Here is a 19,595-nt window from a genome sequence, read left to right on the forward strand (position 1 = left end):
TCCTTTATTGGTGACTATCTTTGTTTCGTTTGCGGCTAAAGATGAGGAAGATTAATAACAGAATTATAAGGATAAGCGCAATTCCAATGATCATCAGCCAATTGATTGGTTCTTTATAATGAACCGTTGGGTCACTCTGATTAAGTTTTTGGGCTTTTTCTTCTGCAATTTCAAACTCTTTTTCAAATTCCCATTTATACTCATACTTTACAGCTTTACCATCAACTGTACTTTCGTAAGTTCCGTTCGTATTTTTCACACCATAAACTGTCATTGTTAGATGATACTTTCCAGGTTCCAAGGCTTTAGAAGTTTGATCTTTCATATTTCCTTGAATAGATACTGGAATCGCAAAGTTAAAGTTAGAATTTGGAGCCATTTTCATATCAGAATTTTCAAAGCTATATTTTATTTCTGGATTATTTACGTTTTTTACTGTCGCCTTCGCATTCATATCTTGAAGGTAGGTTGGTGACATGTTTTGTAAATTTGCTGTAAATACATTTCTAGAATTTACTTGTGTAGCTTTGGCATCGTTCATTTTAAGTTGAGGAGAAACTTTCTGAGTATCTTGTTGGATAACAAGTGCAATCACATAACGATATTCATTTGTTATCGATACACCTTTTGATGTACTTTCTTGATTTTTCGATTTCTTTTCTTTGAAAGCAAATCCTCCAGCCAAGACTCCACTGTTTGCTCCTTGAGGCATTTTAATTTTCGCAGTCACAGTCACCTGTGAATGAGCGGAAATTGTTATTTCTTTTTTAGGAATTTCAACATAATCTTCAATATTATATTGAAGAGAACTATCCTTGGTTTTTCCAGCTGAATCATAAATAGCAAGGCCATTATCATTCGTAGTCGAACGTGAGAAGGACATATCTACTGTTATAGACTTTGAAGTCGTATTATTCAGATTAAATGTCAGATTTTGTTCTGCTTCTGGATTCATCAATAAGTTAAAATAACCTAAACTCTTGTCAATTTGATTCTCTGGTGTTACTGGATTTACATTAAAATTAGAGGATGAAGCATATATATTTTTACTACAGTAGCATAAGCTAAAGACAAGTACTAAGACGAGGCCTATTTTCCCTAAAATATTATATACTGAGTTCTTTTTTTCAATCATTTTGTTTCCATTCTTGACAAATTTTATTTAGTTGCTCCTTTTGTTCCGAAGTGATAGATTGAAAAGAATCATTCACTAAATCTAGGATTTTGTTGTCTTCTAAACCAAAGAAAAATTTTCACCTATCAGAAAAATTTTCTTAATTGGAAAATGTCTCTTACTGATTACTTAATTTTTTAAACTTTCTTTGGCTCTTAGTTACATTTTCTTTTGCTTTAAAATCTTTTTTTTTCTTAAAAGCACCTCCTAAATTTCCAAATTTAATCATATCTTCAAAATATAAAATGATTCTTTTTTTCATAGTTAACTCCGCCATCCCATACTTTTAATGAGCTTAACAAAGCATCGTTTTCTCATTTTTTTACCGCTAGTATCCGAAAAATTAGTGTTTTTCGGATATATGTTTTTAGTGTACATAACTAAAAAAATAGAAGAATTTTGTACTTCTTCATCTAAGTTTTTGACCTTCTAGTAGTCAAATTTAAGGGATAAAATTATAAACTCTTAAAAATAATTTAACTATTTTTTAGAAAGCAATTAGTAATAAAAAAATTACCTCGCTAAATTTACATTTTCTCAGTTGATCGGAATAAGCGAACGTAGTTTCTTGTTTTCAAAAAGATAACTAAAACCAACAATACAGAAACATCTAGGCACCGTTAGAACAGGAAAAAGTGAAAAACAAATGTATTTTGTTTGATAATATTAATTTTATTAGTTGAAATGTAATTTCAGAGTAAATTTCCAGTCTGCTAAATTTGATTTTAAAGAGAGTTGTGTTATAATATTACTATAATTATATTTTTGTAATATTTTGCTCAGAAAATTTCACTCATATATCCGAAAAACACTAATTTTTCGGATATACGTTGTTATAAAATTCAACTTATTTGTAAAACAAAACATCACCAAGCTTCATATTGGTGATGTTTTGTTTTACAATCTTTTGTTTTATATTTTTTTGATAACGTTAAGGTTAAAAAATAGATTGTGCTCTTTTTCACTTTAACCGCCTGTTTGTTAGCGTGCTCATTTCAAATTATGTATTACTATTCTATGGTAATCTAAATATTCTTTGATATCTTTGATTCTTGCCAGTTTGCACCGAGCCTTTTATTTCTTATAAAAATTAAAAACCGCAATTACTCATTTCTAAAAAATGACTTTTGTTTTTAATTTGTTACTTTTAGTGCTTAGAAAGCTTTTTTATCTTCTATTAATTTATATTTTTAGTCTCTTCGTTGGCATTTTTTTGCTCATAACTGAGAAAGTATTGGCCATGAATTTGATTTATAAAATTTTCTAATCATTATTCGATTTTTTCTAAAAAAAAAAATAAAAGCATGAGTATAAATCATGCTTTTATTTGTCTTCTTTTCTTATTTGTTTTTCAGTTTTTGTCGTTTAAAAGTTACATAAATTCCAAAAATAAATATCGCCAGCCCACTAATAGGGAGGAATCTATTTTCTTGTTCTCCCGTTTTTGGTAATTCTGATTTTTGGCGAGGTATTATAAGTTTTCTATTAACAAATTTGCCAACTTTAACCATTTCTGGTTTATTTTCTGATTCATTAACAATTTCAAATGTTTTAGTCTCTTGGCTTAATTGATAACCAGTAGGAGCTTTTTCTTCTACAAAAGCATACTTACCTGGTTTTAAATTATTTGCCTTGATTATTCCATCTGAGTTAGATTTTAGTCCTTTTAAAACAACTTCATTTTTACTTGTATCAACAACTTTAAAGACTGCACCTGAAAGTTTTTCTCCAGATTCGCTCACCTTGACTAATTCGGCGGATCCTTGATAGTTAATAAAATTATCTGAAGCCATGACCACTTTTGGTTTATTCTTTTCTTCATCTGAGATCGTAAAGTCAGCTTTCGCTGTGTTTAGAATATAACCTGCGGGAGCCTGAGTCTCAATGAATGAGTAATTTGCCGGTACTAAATCATCAATCTTGACTTTACCATCTTTATCAGAGGTCAAGCCTTCTTTTATCATTTCTCCAGATTCATTGACAACTTTGAAGACTGCACCTGATAAAGGTTGGCCTTCACTGTCATGTTTGATTAATTCGGCGGATCCTTGGTAGTTAACAAAGTTATCAGAGGCAGTCACTACTTTTGGTTGACCTTCTTCTTTGTCAGAAATAGTGAAATCAACCTTTTCAGTATTCAAGATATAGCCAGTTGGGGCTTGCGTTTCGATGAATGAGTAGTCACCTGGCGCCAAACCATCAATTGCTACTTTACCAACTTTATCGGATGTCAGTCCTTCTTTAATCACTTTTCCAGATTCATTGACAACTTTGAAGATTGCGCCCGATAGAGGTTGACCCTTGCTATCGTGCTTGATTAATTCGGCGGATCCTTGGTAGTTAACAAAGTTATCAGAAGCCATGACAAGCTGTGGTTTTTCTTCTGATTCAGCAGAAATTGTGAAGTGAACAGGGTCTGTGTTTAATACATAACCTGTTGGAGCTTGAACTTCGATGAATGAGTAGTCACCTGGCGCTAGGCCGTTAGCAATTACTTTACCGTCTTTATCGGATGTTAAATTCGTTTGAATTGTTTTGCCTGATTTATCAACAACCTTGAAGATTGCACCTGATAATGGTTGACCTTTACTATCATGTTTGATTAATTCAGCTGAGCCTTGATAGTTAATAAAGTTGTCAGAAGCCATCACAATTTGCGGTTGGCCTTCTGCTTGATCAGCAACCGTGAAGTGAACTGGGTCTGTATTTAATACATAACCTGTTGGAGCTTGAACTTCGATAAATGAGTAGTCACCTGGCGCTAAGCCGTCAACTATTACTTTACCATCTTTATCAGATGTTAAATTCGTTTGAATTGTCTTGCCTGATTTATCAACTACCTTGAAGATTGCACCTGATAATGGTTGACCTTTACTGTCATGTTTGATTAATTCAGCTGAGCCTTGATAATTCACTTTTTCCAAGTTAACATCTGAAATTATTCCCTCTTCATTTGCTTTGAGTTCAAATTCAATTGGAGTTGGGTCTAAGATATAACCTGCTGGAGCTTTCGTTTCTACAAGTAAGTACTTGCCAGATACTAATTTTTCAATGGTAACATTTCCTGAACTATCAGAAGTAAGTTGTCCATAACCCGCAACAGTTTGACCTGAGTCATCTAAGAGTTTAAATTCTGCTCCTTGAAGTGGATTTTTTACTTCTTCTCCATTTTCAATGGTCATTCCTACTTTTTTAAGTACTACTTTTGTTGGTTCGTTCTCGACTTCTTGGATAGGAAAGTTAGCTGTTTCACCATCTTCAGCGACAGTTACTTTTTTACCTTTAACCAATTCTTCATCAAGTGTGTATCCTGCTGGAGCTTTTGTTTCAATAAGAAGATAATCACCGACACGTAAGTGTCCCAGTTTCAAATCACCATTTTGGTCGGTATCTCCTTCACGGATTAATTTATCTTTTTTACCTTCATCATTAATTGACCAAAGTTGGAGATGCGCATTTGCTAGTTTTTCTTTATCAGGACCAACTTTTTCAAAAGTAACTGACCCTTCTGAACCCTCTGCTGTCCCGTCATGATTGATTACAGGCACATCTACTTCAACATCTTTCTCAATCGTTGTTTCGTTGTCTCCACTGATATGAGCTTGATTACTTACGGTATCATTAGTTTTATCAGTAGTAATTAATGCCCGATATTCCACCATGTAGGCTGTGTTAATTTCAGCTAAGAAATCAACCGTAATTACTTGCGCTCCGGTGATGTTATCTGTAGTAATATCAACAGTATAGTCAACTCCTTGTTTGAGCACAGTGTTTTTATCTTCGGTTATATTTCCTGATTTATCAATTGTCGTTCCGTAAACAACGACATCTTCTGGAACAACATATTGATTTGAAGAAGGATTATCAACAACTTCAACGTCTTTCAAAGTTGATTGTGAAGCATTGACGGTAAGAGTCCAATCCACATAATCAGAATCTGAACTTGATTGTTCACCAGATTTTGAAACAAATTCACCCTCATGAGCCGCCGTGACGCTGGCAGTTAAATCATGAGAAATGTCATTATTAGTAAATGTAGCTGTATTTTTATATTCTTTTTGGTTGATGAGTTCACCAGCCAAACTGGTTTCAAAGATTAACACATAAGCTTTGGTACTCTTGTCAGGAAGGTTAACCTTAATATCATTTTTACCTTCGGTCACTTTAATTCCTGATGTTGAAGTAACATCAGCACCTAAAGTATAAGTCCCATCACTATTAATCGTGGCTTCATAAACTTTAGCACTTCCAGAAACATATTTTTGATCCGCTGAAATTGGGTCTACTATTGAAGCATCATTTAATTCTTGTTGATCAAAATTAGTAGCAACTGTCCATGTAATCTTTTTAGTCGTTGCATTATAGTCACCAGATTTTTGTCCATTGTATTGGAATGGTGGAAGAGGTTCAACATCTTTATGATCAGTATTTGTATGATCTCCACCTTTTTGATCATTCCAAGTCATAGAAGCATCATTTTTAAATTTGATGTCTCCTTCATGACCACTTCCATTATCAATCGCACTAGTATCAAATTTTGTCTTGTATTTAATCTGATATTTATGGTCAGTTCCTTCTTTTAAAGGAGAATTAAAGGAAACTTGGAATCCTGTTGCAGTTTTTACTAGTGTATATTCTGTCGGTAATAGAACACGATTTCCCTCATTTTTATCAATAATTTGGAAACTATCTTCTATAAATGTAAGGCCTTGAGACATTGTGTCTTCTAGCGACCAATTTTCCATCAAATAGCCTGCACTATTGATATCTATTTTCCAAGGAATTTCATCTTTGCTGTAGTCAATATCACCATCAACATTTTTTACTAATCCTTCTTGAGTTGCATTTCCTGTTGACCCATCTTTGTCCCCAGTATCTGTCTCTACTGAGTTCTCAATTGGCACATTTTCATCTACAATATCTTTAACCTTTGTTTGATATTCTGCTTTTACTGCATAATCGATATCTTTAAGAAATACAATTTTAAATTTTTGCGGGTCATTGGGGTCTGGAACGAGCTTATAATCTTCGCCCTCTTTTAATTCAGCCCCTTTTATTTCATTTCCATTTTTATCAAAAGTAATTTTATAGAGCTTAACACTGCCGTCCACGAGTTCAATAGCATCGCTCATTGTATCTTCAATATATGAGCCAGCTTTATGCTTTTGCTCATTATAATTATACTCAACATTCCAATTGTAAACTTGATCATCACCAGTTGAGTAAGGGCCATTTTTTGTAATCGGTCCTTTATATTCAGCATCAACTGAGGCACTTGCATCAGTATCTGTTTTCCCATCATTTAATGTAGCAGTATTTGTAAAGTTTACATTTCCGCCTTTTTCTGGAATAGTATCGTCATCAATAGATGTTGTATAAACAACATTAAAGGCTTGATCAGTCTTCGCATACTTACCGATGAATGTAATTTTTCCATTTGCATCTACCGTATAATCGGTTCCTTCAACTAAAGGATGAGCTTTATCTACTGATAGGATTTCTCCATTTGGCCCAACTGTTTCTGGATAAATGACTACTGACTTATAAGTAGTTCCAGCTGGCATTGGGTCAGTAAGAGTTGCATTCTCCATCGTATTTAATGGACGATTAATATTAATTTCCCAAATTACTTCACTAGGATTTGGGGTCTTGTCAAAGTGTCCTGATTTGTCTATCCCTTGATTATAGTCTGGGCGAACGTGAACCTCAGAAGGAGGGAAATTTTCCTCAGTTGGTGTATCAATTACAACTTCCCCAGGAACTGTTTCTTTATCAAAGTGGGCATCATAATGGAAAGTCCCATGAATATCATGTTTTGTTTCGACCTTTTCATTAAATACAAAGTGAACTGTACCATCAGCATCAATAGTATAAGTTCCGTAATCCCCCATATTTCCCATAGCTTCTTCAATTGTCACTCCATCTGGTAACTTGAAGTCAAAGTAATCTCCAGCCTTTAAGGGCATAATATCTTCTGGGATACTCCATGTGTAATCAATTTTAACAGCGGCGTCAATAGGGACATTATTCTGGTCAGGATACGGATTTCCGTCTTTATCAACATAAACAACCGTTGCACCATTGATGATAGAAGCCGGAGAAACACCCGCAGCATCTAGAAGATCATGAATATTTCGACCGGAGTCAGCTTGAGTTGTTGTTTCTTGTTTTGTTTGTTCTTTTTTGCTTTCAGAAGTTGACTGACTCTTGCTCTCAGAAGAGTTTGTTGAAAGCTCTGAATTACTTGTACTTTTAGATTCTGAAGTACTCGTTGAATTTTCTGTTGAGTCCGTCGTTGAATCAGTTGTTGGAAGATCAACACTTACCTTTTGATTATTAAGCGTTGCTGTTAACTGATTGAGGTCTTTTAATTTTTCTTTTAGTACAGAAAAGTTAATGTTCAATTCATTGTTGCTATTCGCAGCTACAACTACCGTTAATTTGTTTTCATTAGCAGTAAAATCTGTTGTTGATTTTGTTTTATTATCTTCACTAGGTGTATTAATAGAACTGTTCAAATCGATAATTACTGTCTCATTTTGTTCAATTGGTTTTTCAACTTTAAGTGTTAAGTTAAATGACGTTAGATCAGTTTTTGTTTCTGATTCGTCTATTTTAAGTTGGCTTAAACTAATAGCAGTATTTACGCTGCCATCAGTCAATGCTTCCGCAATCACTCCTACTGGTGTAACAATATATTGCAAAAGCAATACTAGTCCTAGAATTATAGAAGCGACTTTTTTTCTACTTTCCATAATGTCCTCCTTGTTGAGTTTTTAATCAGAATTCACACCATAGAAAGTCTTTTTTCTAGCGTCCAATTGTGCCACCCTGATACTAGGACATTATAACACAATATACTACAAATGTGTAATGGATTTCGTACATTATGTATTTAAATGTTACGCATTTTTTATATTTTTTTCTGAAAAGAACACTCGCAAAAAGGCTGAAAATCCCGATATTACGGTATTTTTTGAGCATTATTGGATTAATATGGCCTTTAAAAAATTAAATAAAAAAACTGATTTGAGATTTAAATCAGTTTTCCAATATTGCAAAATGTAATATATCGTATGTTTTAAACGACAGATGAAACAATTTATATAATAGGCTTTATCTATTAATCATTCAGCCATATATCAACTTATCTTTGCTTAGTTAAGGTCTATTTTAAAACAAAAAAAGCCTGATAGTATCAGACTTTCATCATTTTTCAACTGATAAGAGGAGGTCATCGATGCTCTTTGTAATTACCTCATCAAAATAATCTATTCTTTTTTGATTTCGAGAAATAAGCTGAGCTCCTTGAATCCCTGCAAAAAATTCGCTGGCTTTTTGAGAACTCTTATATTCGGTAAATTGTTTTTCTAGCCACGAGATATTTTTCTGAAAAAAGTCACCGACTTTGTTATTGATACTATCATTCAGATTATAAGTATCCATTGCTAAATCTGAGCATAGACAGATTCTTCCCTCTATCAAATTCATTCTATATAAAGAAGTATAATATTCTAATTTTGCTTTAAGAGTGGATGCTGTGCTTTGCTCTAAAGCTTCAAAAAAGTTCGTTGAATACTTTTCTAGGACTGCTTCAATTAAATCGGTTTTACTTGGAAAATAATAATGAATACTTGCCTTTTTGATATCAATAACTTTGGCAATATCTGCAAAACTAAACCCATTTATCCCTCTCGTTTGAATCAATTCTAAACCTAAGTTCACAATTTTTTCTTTTGTGTTTATCAAGATTTCCACCTACTCACTTATTGATAACTTTAAGTATAGCAAATTCTATCTTTATTTAATAGTCAGTATTTCTTCTGTTGCCAAACGATTATTGGTAAAAGTATTAATCTTATCTTCTGAGCGATAACCAAGTGCTATTATTAGCTCTTCTTCTTTTATATCTAGATTTTCTCTAATTTCATCAGGATATTTAATATTTTCATAAGCCACCATTGAATCTACTCCCCGATTCGTTGCTGACAGCATTAAAGTTTGAGCGAAGGCTCCAGTATCATAAACTGACCAAACTGGCGTTGTTTTGGGAATTGTGAGATAAGCCATTGCTGGTGCATTCCACAAGTTTACATTTGCGGTCAAAAAATCTTTCATTGTGGCATCTGAATTGACTTTATCCAACCAAGTACTCATATTTGTAAAAGGAAGTTTACCCCAATCTTGGATATCTTTTACAGGAAGGTCGGCACTCCCTTTTAAAGCTTTTTCTAATTTTTAAAATGGGATTTTTGGATATTTTTCATCGTTTCCCCTGTAGCAATATAAACTCTCCACGGCTGTGAATTAGCCCAAGAGGGAGCTTGCTGTGCATCTGATACAATATTTCTTAATATTTCCTTTGAAACTTGTTCATTTTTAAAATCTCGAATTGAAATACGTTTTTTAAGTGTAGTGGAAAATTCCATTGTTATGTTACCTCTTTTATTTTGATAATTATCATTCTACCTTTCGGTAGGTAAAATATCAATTAAAATAACTTTCTCTCCACAGAATGAAATACAATTTTACTAATAGACTTCATAAAATAGGTTATAATTAATAGATAGAAGTGAGGGCTGACATGAATTATGATGATTTTATGAAAAGTAAACATATCGCTGAACGCTGGGGAGAATTTCAGGAGAAATTTAAAAACATGGATAAGTCGAGTGAATTAAAGGCCTATCATGAACTTCTGACAGAGTTTTATGAATATATTCAGTATTTAGAAACTCATTTTTTTGCCGCTGATAAAACTTCTGTGGACAAAAATTTACTGACAGATTGGTCAGTAAATTCTCAAGCCTCTACAGCTTCTGCGCAAATTCCAATGACACTTTCTCCTAGTCAAGAACATCTGACAGGCGAGGAAGACCCTTGGTTTGGATTTAATGATGAATAATAATTATTTACTGACAGCTTTTGGTCAGTAAATTTTTTATTTTTAATTCCATTATGAAAACCTTTGCAAAAGTGCTAAAATAGTGCTAGAAATGATTGTCAGTAAAAGGAGAATAGCTTATGCCTCTAAATATCTTGGATTATGACCCCTATTTGGAACCTTTCAAAGATGACTTGTCTTTACGCCTCTTTGAATTTGCTAGAACTAAGAAACGGCTTTTGGGCGTTGATGGTTCTTTAGTTGATTTTGCGAACGGCTATAAGTATTTTGGCTTCCAACAAGAAAGTAAACACTGGACTTTCCGCGAATGGGCACCAAATGCTAAAAAAGCTTGGCTTGTTGGTGACTTTAACAATTGGGAAAACAACTATGAACTAAAACAGGCTTATGGCGGGACTTGGGAAATTTCAGTTCCTGGATTATTACCTGTAGGTTCTAAAGTAAAAATAAAGTTGCTTTTGCCAACTGGAGAAGTTGTTTATCGTGTTCCTTCTTACATTATGTATGCTCTTCCTAATGAAAATCATGGTTTAGACGGGGTTATTACTCAGCCTAAGTACGAATGGAAAAATAAAAGCCCTAAACTAAGCGAAGCACCTTTGATTTATGAGGCACATATTGGGATTTCAACCGAAGAATACAAAATTAATTCTTACAAAGAATTCACGCGCGATGTTTTACCCAGAATTAAAAAAGATGGTTACAATACCATTCAGCTGATGGCAATTATGGAACACCCGCTCTATGCTAGTTTTGGTTATCAAGTTTCCAATTTTTTTGCCATCTCTAGTCGCTTTGGTCAGCCAGAAGATTTAATGGAATTGATTGATAAGGCACATGGTTTGGGTTTGCAAGTGCTTTTAGACGTGGTTCATTCACATGCTGTAAAAAATATTGAGGATGGGCTCAACTATTTTGATGGAACAGAAAATCAGTATTTTCATGAAGGCGAACAGGGAAATCATCCAGCTTGGAAGACGAAACTTTTTAATTATGGCAAAGATGAAGTCCTTCATTTTTTACTATCAAATCTAAAATTTTGGCTAGACATTTATCATTTCGATGGCTTTCGTTTTGATGGAGTAACTTCAATGCTTTATCATGACCATGGTTTAGGAACTGTTTTTACAGATTATAGTAAGTATTTTTCACTTAATACGGATGTTGAAGCCGTGACATATTTGATGCTGGCTAATGAACTAACTCATCTCTTTAATCCATCAGCAACAACAATCGCTGAAGACATGTCTGCCATGCCTGGGATGGCACTACCTATCTCGGCTGGCGGAATTGGTTTTGATTATCGTTTGTCAATGGGAATTCCTGATTTTTGGATTAAACAATTGAAAGAAAAAACAGATAATAGTTTAGATTTGCTAAGTTTATGGTGGGAATTGACGACCAGACGACCTGGAGAAAAAAATATCGGTTATTCAGAAAGTCATGATCAAGCTTTAGTTGGAGATAAAACACTGATGATGTGGCTAGCTAATGAAGAAATCTATTGGAACATGGACATCAATAGTCAATCTCTGATTATTGACCGTACCATTGCCCTCCATAAGTTAATTCGATTGATTACTTTCAGTCTAGCAGGTGAAGGTTATTTAAATTTCATGGGAAACGAATTTGGTCATCCTGAATGGCTCGATTTCCCTCGAGAAGAAAATCATGATGATTTTCAACATGCTAGAAGACAATGGTCACTTGCTGATAACGAAAATTTACGTTTCAAATATTTACTGGCATTTGACCAAGCCATGCTCAATTTAGAACATGATTTCAAATTTTTAGAAAGTACAGATCCTGTTCAACAGCTTTGGATTAAGGATTCGGATAAATTACTGGCATACAAAAAAAGACAATTAGTTTTTGTCTTTAATTTCCACCCTAGTTATGAGCAAAAACTTCAGCTCCAATTTTCTAAAAAACCAGAACTTATCTTTGACAGTGATGATCAAAAATTCGGGGGATTTGGTCCCCGAAGTAGTTTTGGTTGGTCAAAAGGAACTTTAAATTTGATTCTTGAACCTAGAACAGCGATGGTGTTTAAAATTAAATAGTAAAAAAACCTGTCAAATGACAGGTTTTTTTACTGACAGAAATCCGAAAAGTCTGTCAGTAATTTTTAAAATTCATTTAAATTTGGTTCCACCAAAGTCCAGAGATTTTCAAATTGCGTTTGAAATTGATCGTCCCACTGAGGGGCAATTTTTGGGTGGTGAAAATAAACGAAAGCTTGGATATAAGCGCCAGCCTCCTCATAAGATTCTAGTTTAGCCGCCGTTTTTAAACTCTCTACCATTTCTAAAATATGTTGGCGTCCTAATTCTAAGTTCTCACCAATATAAGTCGTATATAGAGCAAACATTTCTGGTGTATTTCTGTGGGCTTCATACTTGGCAATAGCTACTGACCAAAGCCAATCATGGACAATATCTTTTTGATGCTCATAAGAACTTGTATCAAAAGGAAAAATTTTGACAAGCGTCTGACCATTAAGCCAACGAAGTGATAGAATGGTCAAAAGTTCATCTTTACTTTTAAAATGTTTATAAATCGCTGGCTGACTAATATTCAATTCTTTGGCAATTTTTGAAATGGTCAACTTTTCAATTCCATTTTTTAGGATAAATTCTTCTGTCTTCTTTAATATTTTTTCACGTGTGTTCATAAATTAATTGTAACACAAGTTATAATTCTTTACAAATATAACTTTCTGGTTTATAATTCGTTTTGTTGGTTATAAAAATAAAAAATAATAACCTTTTATCAATAGTTAAGGAGAAATCATGACATTTACAGGACATACCATTTTAATCACAGGCGGTACAAGCGGGATTGGTCTAGGTTTTGCAAAAAAATTTGCTGAATTAGGAAATAAAGTTATCATCACTGCACGCAATGAAGATAGACTCAATCAAATTTTAAGCGAAAATCCAACTTTTTCAGGATTTGTCAGTGATGTTGCTGACGAAAATTCTCTGTCCCAATTGGTCAATTTCATCAATGAAAATTCCCCTAAGCTTGACCTTCTCATGAATTGTGCCGGAATTATGCGTGCCATCAATTTGTTTGAACAAGCTGACAATTCTCTAGGAGCACTGACAGAAGAAATTAATATTAACTTACTAGGAACTATTGCTGTCACACAAGCCTTTTTGGAAGTTCTTGTAGCAAATAATGGGATGGTCATTAACGTTTCATCTGGCTTATCAAATCTGGCTGACGGTGCGCATCCTATTTACAATTTAACCAAAGCTAGTGTTCATTTTTACTCTGATGCCCTTCGAGAACAAGCCAAATATTTTGATAAATCTTTAAAGGTTGTAGAATTAGTTCCACCATTAGTTGCCGAAACAAATCTTGAAAGCCATACAAATACTGACGCACCTAATAACATGGCCCTTTCGGATTTGATTAATGAAACTTTAGCCGGACTTGAAAATGGCTTAGAGCGAATTGATGCTGGTTTTTCCAAACAGCTTCACCAAATGGGAAAAGTTAATAGTGACGAAAACACCAAACTTCTCTCTAATCAAATGCTCAGTAACTATTTTCCAAAAAACAAAGAATAAGGGAGAAAAATGTCACTTAATCCACTCCAAATGCACAACACCAAAAAAAGCTCCGTCAAAACTTTGAGCTCACAGGACTCAGCAAATCTGAAATTGCTAATGATTTAAAAATTAGCGAAGTCAAACTTGAAAAAATTTTTAAACTTAAACAAAGAACACTAGAAGACACTTGGATTTTAAGAAATTACTTGCTAGAAAAAGTTAAAAATGCTGGTCAAGAACCTGTTCCCTTTAATGCTTTAGCGGAAGATTGGCACCGCCACTGGTTTTTAAATGCTGATTTAATTGACCATCAACAAATGTCTAAGGGCGACAGCTAGAAATTAAAGGAGGAAATACAATGAAAACACTCATCACAGGCGCAAATAAAGGAATTGGTTTTGCTCTCGCGCAAAATCTCGGTCATCGTGGCTATGAAGTTTTAGTCGGAGCTCGTAATGAGACTCGTGGACAAGAAGCCGTTGAAAAATTGAAGGCCGAAGGAATCAATGCGGAATTTGTCAAAGTTGATTTAGATGACTTAAATCAATTAACTAGCCTGTCAGCACTGACAGACATTGACTTACTCATTAATAATGCTGGAATTTCTGGTAATATTCATTCAGATAAAGGACATCTTGATATGGAAAAATCAGCTTTTGATTATTCTAGTTCTGACTTAGAAGAAACAATCAAGACCAACTTTTTGGGAACACATGCAGTGATTACAGAACTCCTTCCACATTCACTGACCGAAAATGCTAAAATTATTAACATCACCGTACCCGTTTCTCAGGAATATTGGATGCCGCTGGCCTATGTCACTTCAAAAGCCGCTCAGAATGCCATGACTTTTGCTTTTGGTCATCAATTTAAAAAAGACAAATCACAAAAACAAATTTTTGCTATCATGCCTGGGGCTGTTGCAACAGATTTAAATGGCGCAAAAGTTGGTGACAGTCCTTTTGTCAAATCTCCAGAAGAAACAGCTCAAATGATTAGTAAATTCATTTTTGACGAAAAAAATCACAATGCTCAAATTATTAATTTTGACGGAACAATTTATGATAACTATGAACCAGGCTTACGTAACAAAGTGATTAAAGACGTCGCTAAAAATGGCTTGAAGCGTAAATTTAAAAAATAAATATAAAAATTACTGACAGATTGGTCAGTAATTTTTTAACTTACAATCTATTCGTAAAAAATTCTTAATATTTATGATAAAATAATTTTATGGAAAAAGAACGTTTTTTAGCCTTTACCGATGCTATCAACGCTATCATTTCAATAATTATGGTTTTAGAATTTAAAACCCCTGATAAAAGCGGCTGGCCAGCCCTGACAGAATTAACGGTTCCGCTTTTGGCCTATGCCTTGAGCTTTTTTATGATTATGACCGTCTGGTACAATCATCATCAACTTTATCGCGACATTAAAAATATTACTCCTCGAATTTTCTTATTGAATACGCTATGTCTATTCATTATGTCATTTTTCCCATTTACTACCGGTTGGGTCGGAAAACATGCGACTGAATTTCTCCCTGAATTCTTCTATCTCGTCATTGTTTTTCTCTGGACAGCAGTATTTCATCTCATGGATTACGAACTCCTCAAAGAAAATCCAGATAAAGAATACAAAGAACTTACCCATAGTATTTCTCGTAGAAATATTTTCATTATTTTAGGAATTTCCCTTCCAATTGTTTGGTTCTGGCCTCCTATTGGCTTAGTTTGTGTCGCCATGCTTGGTGCCGTTGCTCTAGCAAGCTTTTTAAAAAAATAAAAGCCGTCAATTAATGACAGCTTTTTATTTTAATCTTCTTGTTCATCCATGAAACTATTGAAGACTTCTTCAATCATATCCCATTCATCTTCAGCATCTTCAGGGATTGGTTGTAAATCACCTTCAGTACCGTCAGCATTCTCAGTAAATGAGTAAGCTAAAACGTCAATAAGACCTTGTTCATCTTCTTCAAATTCAGTCGGTTGTAAAACAACATAGTTTTTACCAAATTCTTCTTGTCCATCAATGGTAATCAAAATTTGGAATAAACTTTCATTTCCGTTTTCATCAACTAAAGTAATATAGTCAGGTTCATGATTGTGGTCATGTTCGTGATCATGTGTATGAGTCATTCTATTTCCTTTTCTTCATCCTTAATTATAGGAAGTTTTTGCTACTTATAACAAAACAAGCAGACTTATTATCACTGACAGGCTCGTCAGTAATCAAAAATTATAATTTTAATGCGTGCGCATCCAGATAATTTTGTAAAATCAAAACAGCAGCTAACTTATCAATCGATTTTTTTCGGTCTTTGCGGCGTACTCCACCGTCAATTAAAACTTTTTCAGCCTGAGCTGTAGTCAGACGTTCATCTTGATAGGCTACTTCTAAGCTAAATTCATTGGCCAACTTTGTTCCATAATCACGCGAAGCTTCAGCACGAATGCCTTCATCTCCGTTCATATGTTTTGGAAGACCAAGAACCACCTTTTCAGGTTTGTATTCTTTAATCAAGACAGCTAGACGATCAAAACCGAGCTCACCAGCTTCACTATCAATCTTAATGGTTTCAACAGGCTGAGCGGTCATCCCAAGTAAATCACTGACAGACACACCCACCGTTTTTGTACCAACATCAAGACCTAAAATTCGTGCAAACACTATAAATTTACACCATTATCTTTCAAATAATTCTTGATTAATTCCTCAACAATATCATCTCGGTCAAAACGGCGAATTTTATTACGCGCATCATCATGACGAGGGATATAAGCAGGGTCTCCCGACAAAACATAACCCACGATTTGATTGATAGGATTGTAACCCTTAGCCTCAAGTACATTGTAAACATCAACGAGTGTTTCGCCAATTTCTTTCTTGTCCGAATCACCAAATTCAAAACGGACTGTTTCATCTGTAAAACTCATAAGACACCTCCTTTAAATTTATCTGTAAAAAGCCAGATCAAACTAAAAACTAATAATTTCACTTCTGTCAGTTACTTAACTTTCTCATCTTTAGAGAACTTTAAATTTTCTAATACTGACAGAAATATCTCATTAAAAATTTCTTAGATACATGTTAATTATACGTTATTTTTTGCCTGAATTCAACCGTTTTCTCTAGTAAAGTAAACAAAAGTCTTTAGAAAAGACTTTTAAATAAAATATGAATTCTAATTTGAAAAATCACCAAATAATGTACATTACAGTCCTATCTACTCAAGGCACCAAGAAATTTAGCAAATAAGGCAAATAATTATTGATCAAGTTTATCGAACTGTGAAGAATAATACTCTCCCCAATTGCTTTACGTCGATGATAAGCCAAAGTAACAACCAAACTCATCGGCAAATAAAAAAAGAAGGAATAAGTAAAACCAGTATGTATCCATGCAAACACAACGACACTTACAAAGCAAGCCAACCATTTTTTATCGAAAAGTCGATAAAGATATTCACGAAAAATAAGTTCCTCACAAATCGGCCCAATTACAAATAAATCTAAAGAGTGTGTCCAAAACGGAGTCCGTGCAAGAGAGTTTGCCACATCCACACCATGTTCTGGGAATGCCACCAAAGCAGACGTCATTTGAAAATATAATTTATGCGCTAACACAATAAAAACAATCCCACCAATAATAAAAAATAAAATAAATAATAGATTTTTCCAACGAAAAATATCAAAAAACTTTCTAAAAGCTCCATTTTTGTAAGCAATAATCATTATTAGAGAAAAAGTTAAAATATCCACCGCTCCATAATGATTAAAAGTAAAATCATAAAAACCAGTCGGAAAAATACCCAAACTAGGTTCCCAACCATTGTAAAGCACTACCGTTACTAGTAAAACTAGAAGCGTTTTTAATTTAGTCTGTAAAGATTTTTTTATACGTTCAATCATAAAAGTCCCCAAAAAAGGATTGCTAAATTACATTAACAATCCTTTAGCTTAAAATACACTAGAATTAACAAAAGCGATTAAGTTAACGGTCATAAATATCGCCGATAATATCTCCACTTCCGATTAAGACTGATGAAAGATAATTTTGAGAATAATTAATTAATCCTCCACCCCCACTAATCTCCATCAATTCAGCATCAGTCAACGTTTCAAACACTTCAAAAATCTTTTGTCCTTCCATAAGAACACACTTTCTAGTCCAATTTGGACTTTTTTGAGCATTTTCAGTCGATGTGCACTTCTACTAAAATCACCCATTAATTTTTCAAATATCCGTAACTAATTACAAGTATATTTTATTCTTTTCTGAATATTCGGTCAATAGTCTTTTAGTATTCTTTTTGTGTACTTTAGTTTTTACTTTCTCTCTTTCAATAGAGCATCTATTGAACACTCAAATAAGTTTGACATCTCTTGAAGCAGCATCAAATTTGGCTGTCTCCGACCATGTTCCCAGTTGCAAACTGCCTGTTTACTAGTAAACAATAATTTCCCTAGTTCTTCTTGTGTCCACCCTGCTTCTAGCCTTTCTTGTCGGAGATTATCAGAAAATCCACCTCCCGAAACTCCTAGTAGTTCATCATCTGTTAAATCTTCAAAATTCAATAACTTAAACGAATGATTAGAGTCTTTGTTTATTCTTATTTCTTTAAAATACTTTAAAAATTTCATCAAAACCTCTTCAACATAGTTAAATAAAAAAACTAGCTATTAATTGCTAGTTTTTTATTCTTATTAGATTTAAGGCAAAACATTTCCAGCCGCCATATATAAATCATACCATTCTTCACGTTCCAAAACGATATCTGCTGCAGCTGCAATTTCTTTAATTCGACTCAAAGTCATTGTTCCAATAATCGTTTGAATATTTGCTGGATGGCGATTAATCCAAGCAATAGCAATTCCCGTTGGAGTAGAATTATATTTTTCAGCATAATATTCCAATTTTTTATTCAAATCAGGGAATTTTTCATTCCCAACAAAAACTCCTTCAAAGAAGCCATATTGGAAAGGTGACCAAGCCTGAATAGTCATCTTATTAATACGAGAATATTCTAAAATTCCATTATCATGGACAAAGGAAGCATCATCACTCATATTGACATGAATACCAGCATCAATCATACCTGTATGTTTCAAACCAAACTGTAATTGATTGAATAACAAAGGTTCTTTCACGGCTGTTTTTAAAAGTTCAACCTGACCTGGATTTTGATTAGAGACTCCAAAATAACGTACTTTTCCAGCTTTTTCAAGCTCATAAAAAGCTTCTGCTACCTCTTCAGGTTCAACCAAAGTATCTGGACGATGCAAGAGCAAAGTATCCAAGTAGTCCGTCTTTAAGCGACTCAGACTTCCTTCAACCGATTCAAGGATATGTTCTTTTGAAAAGTCAAACATTTTTCCTGGAACAATACCACATTTTGACTGTAATATAATGTCTTCTCGTTTGACTGATGATTTGTTTAAGGCATCAGCAAAAATCGATTCACAAGCTCCACCACCATAGATATCCGCATGGTCAAAGAAATTAATTCCTTCTTCAACTGAAGTTTCAATTACAGCAACGGGGTCTTTTCCTTCTTCATTAATTCTCATACATCCTAGAATAATTTGAGAAGCTTCAAGTTCACCAATCTTAAATGTTTTCACGATAAAAATCTCCTTATCAGATATGAAATTTTACCTTATACTTCAATTACTAAAGGAAAACTCCATTAATTAATCAATAAAGCTATTATACCACAATAAATGAAACCGTTTAACAAAATTTTATTTTTTTAAATAAAAAAAAACCAGCAGATGCTGGTTTCTATTTCATTTACAAATTAAACTGTAAGTGAAGCACGTCCTTTACGACGACGAGCTGCAAGGACACGACGTCCGTTTTTAGTTGCCATGCGGCTACGGAATCCGTGAGTAGTCTTACGAGATTTTTTGTGTGGTTGGTAAGTACGTTTCATTATATAAGTCCCTGGGCTACT

Annotated in this window: 20 protein-coding genes and 1 pseudogene; 6 read left to right on the plus strand and 15 right to left on the minus strand. The window is 33.8% G+C overall.

Features of this window, described 5'->3' with window-relative positions:
- Positions 1-4: 4 nt before the first annotated feature.
- The 6 genes from LLA01S_RS02005 to LLA01S_RS12840 all read right to left on the minus strand — a co-directional run bounded on the left by LLA01S_RS02005 (position 5) and on the right by LLA01S_RS12840 (position 9,603).
- Complete coding sequence (locus tag LLA01S_RS02005) at positions 5-1,135, minus strand: WxLIP family cell surface protein (RefSeq protein ID WP_011675204.1); 1,131 nt, start codon at positions 1,133-1,135, stop codon at positions 5-7.
- 157 nt (positions 1,136-1,292) lie between these two features.
- A complete protein-coding gene (locus tag LLA01S_RS12340) occupies positions 1,293-1,436 on the minus strand; it encodes a hypothetical protein (RefSeq protein WP_011675203.1) in 144 nt (47 codons plus the stop codon).
- Between the two features lie 1,078 nt (positions 1,437-2,514).
- Positions 2,515-7,929 (minus strand): SpaA isopeptide-forming pilin-related protein, encoded by a 5,415-nt coding sequence (locus LLA01S_RS02010; protein ID WP_061777764.1) that lies wholly within the window; start codon positions 7,927-7,929, stop codon positions 2,515-2,517.
- A gap of 454 nt (positions 7,930-8,383) precedes the next feature.
- The gene (locus tag LLA01S_RS02020) at positions 8,384-8,932 is read right to left on the minus strand and encodes a TetR/AcrR family transcriptional regulator (protein WP_231097923.1); all 549 of its coding nucleotides are present in this window, start codon (positions 8,930-8,932) and stop codon (positions 8,384-8,386) included.
- Between the two features lie 42 nt (positions 8,933-8,974).
- Positions 8,975-9,319: a nitroreductase family protein gene (locus LLA01S_RS12835; protein ID WP_250638143.1), complete on the minus strand. Its 345-nt coding sequence runs from the start codon at positions 9,317-9,319 to the stop codon at positions 8,975-8,977.
- 86 nt (positions 9,320-9,405) lie between these two features.
- Positions 9,406-9,603: a nitroreductase family protein gene (locus LLA01S_RS12840; RefSeq protein ID WP_250638074.1), complete on the minus strand. Its 198-nt coding sequence runs from the start codon at positions 9,601-9,603 to the stop codon at positions 9,406-9,408.
- A gap of 173 nt (positions 9,604-9,776) precedes the next feature.
- On the opposite strand from LLA01S_RS12840, the gene LLA01S_RS02030 reads away from it, so the two are divergent.
- Both LLA01S_RS02030 and LLA01S_RS02035 read left to right on the plus strand, forming a co-directional pair.
- Positions 9,777-10,079, plus strand: coding sequence for a hypothetical protein (locus tag LLA01S_RS02030; RefSeq protein WP_228763971.1), 303 nt, complete (start codon positions 9,777-9,779; stop codon positions 10,077-10,079).
- Positions 10,080-10,198: 119 nt separating this feature from the next.
- Entirely contained in the window at positions 10,199-12,142 is a 1,944-nt protein-coding gene (locus LLA01S_RS02035) for an alpha-amylase family glycosyl hydrolase (protein ID WP_061777766.1), read from the plus strand.
- Between the two features lie 65 nt (positions 12,143-12,207).
- Here LLA01S_RS02035 and LLA01S_RS02040 read toward each other — a convergent pair whose 3' ends face one another.
- Positions 12,208-12,753, minus strand: a complete 546-nt coding sequence (locus tag LLA01S_RS02040; protein ID WP_011675198.1) for a TetR/AcrR family transcriptional regulator — start codon at positions 12,751-12,753, stop codon at positions 12,208-12,210.
- 118 nt (positions 12,754-12,871) lie between these two features.
- Between LLA01S_RS02040 and LLA01S_RS02045 the strand changes: the two genes are divergently transcribed.
- The 4 genes and pseudogenes from LLA01S_RS02045 to LLA01S_RS02060 all read left to right on the plus strand — a co-directional run bounded on the left by LLA01S_RS02045 (position 12,872) and on the right by LLA01S_RS02060 (position 15,424).
- A complete protein-coding gene (locus LLA01S_RS02045; RefSeq protein ID WP_011675197.1) occupies positions 12,872-13,657 on the plus strand; it encodes an SDR family oxidoreductase in 786 nt (261 codons plus the stop codon).
- 9 nt (positions 13,658-13,666) lie between these two features.
- A pseudogene (locus LLA01S_RS02050) lies at positions 13,667-13,977 on the plus strand (DUF2316 family protein).
- Positions 13,978-13,997: 20 nt separating this feature from the next.
- The gene (locus LLA01S_RS02055) at positions 13,998-14,783 is read left to right on the plus strand and encodes an SDR family NAD(P)-dependent oxidoreductase (RefSeq protein ID WP_021213054.1); all 786 of its coding nucleotides are present in this window, start codon (positions 13,998-14,000) and stop codon (positions 14,781-14,783) included.
- 89 nt (positions 14,784-14,872) lie between these two features.
- Entirely contained in the window at positions 14,873-15,424 is a 552-nt protein-coding gene (locus tag LLA01S_RS02060; protein WP_061777767.1) for a TMEM175 family protein, read from the plus strand.
- Positions 15,425-15,453: 29 nt separating this feature from the next.
- Here LLA01S_RS02060 and LLA01S_RS02065 read toward each other — a convergent pair whose 3' ends face one another.
- The 8 genes from LLA01S_RS02065 to rpmH all read right to left on the minus strand — a co-directional run bounded on the left by LLA01S_RS02065 (position 15,454) and on the right by rpmH (position 19,574).
- A complete protein-coding gene (locus LLA01S_RS02065; protein WP_003131822.1) occupies positions 15,454-15,777 on the minus strand; it encodes a DUF1292 domain-containing protein in 324 nt (107 codons plus the stop codon).
- A gap of 100 nt (positions 15,778-15,877) precedes the next feature.
- A complete protein-coding gene (gene ruvX, locus LLA01S_RS02070; RefSeq protein ID WP_011675192.1) occupies positions 15,878-16,309 on the minus strand; it encodes a Holliday junction resolvase RuvX in 432 nt (143 codons plus the stop codon).
- On the minus strand, positions 16,309-16,575 hold the full coding sequence (locus LLA01S_RS02075) for an IreB family regulatory phosphoprotein (protein WP_003131820.1): 267 nt from the start codon (positions 16,573-16,575) through the stop codon (positions 16,309-16,311). Before LLA01S_RS02075 ends, ruvX begins: the two co-directional genes overlap by 1 nt.
- 294 nt (positions 16,576-16,869) lie before the next feature.
- Positions 16,870-17,550, minus strand: a complete 681-nt coding sequence (locus tag LLA01S_RS02080; protein ID WP_011675191.1) for a CPBP family intramembrane glutamic endopeptidase — start codon at positions 17,548-17,550, stop codon at positions 16,870-16,872.
- A gap of 82 nt (positions 17,551-17,632) precedes the next feature.
- Positions 17,633-17,791 carry a class IIb bacteriocin, lactobin A/cerein 7B family gene (locus LLA01S_RS12085; protein ID WP_011675190.1) on the minus strand — a complete coding sequence of 53 codons (159 nt, stop codon included), beginning with the start codon at positions 17,789-17,791 and terminating at the stop codon, positions 17,633-17,635.
- A gap of 176 nt (positions 17,792-17,967) precedes the next feature.
- Positions 17,968-18,282, minus strand: coding sequence for a helix-turn-helix domain-containing protein (locus LLA01S_RS02085; protein WP_011675189.1), 315 nt, complete (start codon positions 18,280-18,282; stop codon positions 17,968-17,970).
- Between the two features lie 69 nt (positions 18,283-18,351).
- Entirely contained in the window at positions 18,352-19,263 is a 912-nt protein-coding gene (locus LLA01S_RS02090; RefSeq protein WP_011675188.1) for an aldo/keto reductase, read from the minus strand.
- Positions 19,264-19,439: 176 nt separating this feature from the next.
- On the minus strand, positions 19,440-19,574 hold the full coding sequence (gene rpmH / locus LLA01S_RS02095; protein ID WP_003131818.1) for a 50S ribosomal protein L34: 135 nt from the start codon (positions 19,572-19,574) through the stop codon (positions 19,440-19,442).
- Between the last annotated feature and the right edge of the window lie 21 nt (positions 19,575-19,595).

It is taken from the genome of Lactococcus cremoris subsp. cremoris NBRC 100676 (assembly GCF_001591705.1).
In the GTDB taxonomy this organism is placed as follows: Bacteria; Bacillota; Bacilli; order Lactobacillales; family Streptococcaceae; genus Lactococcus; species Lactococcus cremoris.